Below are 2,785 nucleotides of genomic sequence, written 5' to 3' on the forward strand. Positions count from 1 at the left end.
TTTACTAATTTAATGTGAAAATCAAGCTGTATTTTTAGCTATTTTATACTGATTTAAACTGATAAATTTTACTGGATTAAATTGCAAGATGACAGCTATTACACAATTATGTTCTTCTGATGGTACAATTGTATCAGTTGAAATTTTAATAATATTAGTATAATCAGTAATATAATTAGTTTGAGAAACAGGTATGTTTACATCCATTATATGAATTTCAGCATTTGAATCATTATCATACAGCATTGAACCTTCAACACAAGGTTCTAATAAATAATTGTCATTTTTTAAATTCCCTTTATTTAAAACATAATCATATAATGTTTTAAGTAGTTGTTTCGCACTTATATGAATTCCTTTAGCTGATGATCGAAAGTTATGTGAAATTGATGTTTGGCAAGTCCATATATTAACTGACATTTCTAATAGTTCATCTAAAGTTATATAATTAATATTAGCATTTCTTAATTCTTTATTTTTTTCTACCTTGTACAGCTTAAAACATATTAGATCTGAATAATTTTGAGAACCAATAAAAAGATTATCTTTTGTATACTTATCATAAACATTACCACCATGTAATCGAGATTGCATGTTTAAATTATATATATATTCAGGTGTATAAGAATTAAATTTACGTAAAAACTCTCTATAACCATCATGAATAAAATTAGCTAGTTGTATTTTGAATTTTTTAACTTTAGGACTATTTAAAAGTGCATGTCTATCAAGTCTAAATTCAAAATCCTGGGGGTCAAGAGTATTTATATAATAACAACCAACTCTATCAATATCAAAACATAAATGTTCTATTCTAGATTGAATTTTAAACCCACAAATCCCAATTTTAGAAGATGTATTATGTCCTGTTAAAGTCAACATAGAACTTTCTCCATCTTCAAGAAGAAAAGTAGCTTTCCCATTTTCAATTCGATATGCTAGGCTTATAGAAGCTTCCAAATTTGATTTTTGTTTTTTCCATTTGAATAATTTTACATTACTATCGTGAGCTATACTTCTTTTAGCACTAAAAACCTCTTTATAATCAGCGGGAACAGGTTTTTTTGAAATATACTTTTTTTCTTCTAGTGTTGAAATCTCTATAGGAATTTTAGAACAAAAAATTTGATTATGTAATTTAATTAAAATATCATCCATACTTATGTCATCTTTCAATTTTAATATTATTTTGGTTCCAACTTTTCTTTTCAATGGTTTAAATACTGTATAATCTTTAAATTTTTCTATACTTACTTTAAATTTATAACCAGAAACTTTATATGAAATATTTTTATTATTTAACAATTCAAATGGTGCTGTTTCAACAACTGCTTCAGAAGCAATTGTAAATACTGACCAAAAACCAATCCCAAATCGAGCCAATGAATTATATCCATAACTTTTATATACTTCCATATTTGCTCTACTGTTCCCTATTGTTAAAAAGTTATTTAGTATAATATTTTTACTCATTCCACATCCATTGTCTTCTATAATTATACTTGAATTATTTCGATCAAAATCAACCTTAATTTTAGGAGTATATTGTCTACTTTCTGGAGTATTATATTGTCTATATCTGCATGCCTCAACTGAATTTTGTAATAATTCTCTTAATGGAACACTATTATCATTAGACCAAGTAGAATTAGAAGATATTAAATTTATAATATTTTCTTTCTTTATTCTAATACCTAATCTTTCAAAATCTACTCCTATAATATTAAAATCCCTAATAAATGAATCAGACCTTAATTTTAATCTTTTTTTTGAAGATTTATAATCTATATCACAATATTGCTTCACCCAATTTTCTATTAAATCTACAGTCTTATGAGCAATATTTAAAACTTCTGGTTTTTCAAAAGAACCAGAAAAAATTACTTTCCCATCAGATCCTATTGCAACATTATCTCCTATACAAATATGTTTCATATTTTCCCGATAAGATATTTGTGCTCTTGGTTCTGTTCTCTTTTCTAGGTTATCTAAAACTCCATCTATAACTCTTGTATCACTAAATTCTAATGCATCAGCAATACATAATATACAAGCTAGTTGCTTTAAATCAATTTCTTTTTCTCCCGTTGCAACCCTTCTATCAAGCTGTACTTCTAATTCATGTATTGATAAATTATGAGATCTCATTAATTCATTTAAAAATCCTATTAATTTTTTCGGAATGACTAATTCTTTATAATGATCTAAAATATACTTCCCTCCACGCCTAGAATGATGTTCACGTAAAAAGTCCTGTAAATCATTATCTGTTTCCCAATCATCTTTATCATTTAACTCAAATTTATCACATAATTTTTCTGCTTCACCAGGAAATACAGTCATACCAAGGTCATGAGAATAAGCAGAACAAATTAGTAGAAAAGTTTCTTCAGAATTGAAAGCTATTTCACTCCCCTTTTTAAGACAATTAGAATCTATAATTTGTTCCATTCTAATTAACACTTCATAACCATGATGTACATCATGGCGAGTATAATAGGGAAAGTGATTATGTATAGATGATAATAAAGGTGATATTTTTTGAACAAAAACTTTAGACTTTTGGGCATATTCCTTATTTATTTCATATAAATATTTCCATAGTTTTGTTTTTTCTAATTCTATTATTGGGTTTTTTACACTCATTTTTTACCTCCTTGTTCATTAAAAGATTTATGTCATAATTTCACATAACGTTACTGGGATTTCCGACGTGCCTGTGCCTTTAGACCTGGCGGAAAGCTTGCCGTTATATTTCTTGCTGCCTATGATTGCAAGCTTTGTG

Annotated in this window: 1 protein-coding gene; it reads right to left on the reverse strand. The window is 26.9% G+C overall.

Translation table 11 applies throughout. From position 1 onward, the window contains the following. Positions 1-21: 21 nt before the first annotated feature. Entirely contained in the window at positions 22-2,646 is a 2,625-nt protein-coding gene (locus BMZ74_RS14195; protein ID WP_089862857.1) for an HD domain-containing protein, read from the reverse strand. Between the last annotated feature and the right edge of the window lie 139 nt (positions 2,647-2,785).

The sequence above is a fragment of the Halanaerobium salsuginis genome (assembly GCF_900114545.1).
Classification (GTDB): Bacteria; Bacillota; Halanaerobiia; order Halanaerobiales; family Halanaerobiaceae; genus Halanaerobium; species Halanaerobium salsuginis.

What these genes read in the sequence shown, in the direction of transcription:
- BMZ74_RS14195 (WP_089862857.1), bottom strand. Translation starts at nt 2,646, where the DNA reads ATGAGTGTAAAAAACCCAATAATAGAATTAGAAAAAACAAAACTATGG.